1 protein-coding gene is annotated in these 423 nt (G+C 61.2%); it reads right to left on the bottom strand.

The genetic code is table 11. The annotated features are described in order from the left end of the window. Nucleotides 1–38: 38 nt before the first annotated feature. Nucleotides 39–287 (bottom strand): transposase, encoded by a 249-nt coding sequence (locus tag OO57_RS42055; protein WP_234337736.1) that lies wholly within the window; start codon nucleotides 285–287, stop codon nucleotides 39–41. Nucleotides 288–423: the final 136 nt, after the last annotated feature.

Below are 423 nucleotides of genomic sequence, written 5' to 3'. Positions count from 1 at the left end.
TCCGAGTACCGCTTGCCCTGCTTGTTGCTCACCTGGCTCTACTTCCTCTGGAACCTCACGTCCCAGTCTCCAGGTGTCCAGGTCCACGGGGAAGCTTCAAGCCGGTTGTAGACACCCCGCCAGTTGCCGTACTTCTCCGGCAGGTGCACCCACTGCGAACCGGTCTGGAACTTGAACGCGATCGCGTCGATCACCTCACGGTGATCACGCCATCGACCACCGCGTCTCGGCGTACGGTCCGGCAGCAACGGCTCAATCCGCGCCCACTGCGCGTCAGTCAACGACACACCCAGACCAACGAGCAGAAGATCTGAACGAAACTGCCTAGAAGACTGATGAAGATCTTGGCGTGGTCTGGGCTGCCGCCGTCAGGTGGTGGTCTGGATGTGCCAGGTGGTGCCGTTGTGGTCGAGTCCGAGGTTG

The organism is Kitasatospora phosalacinea (assembly GCF_000717185.1).
GTDB lineage: Bacteria > Actinomycetota > Actinomycetes > Streptomycetales > Streptomycetaceae > Kitasatospora > Kitasatospora phosalacinea_A.
Note: the sequence above shows the minus strand (reverse complement) of the source record. Positions and strands in the feature narration are given on the sequence as shown.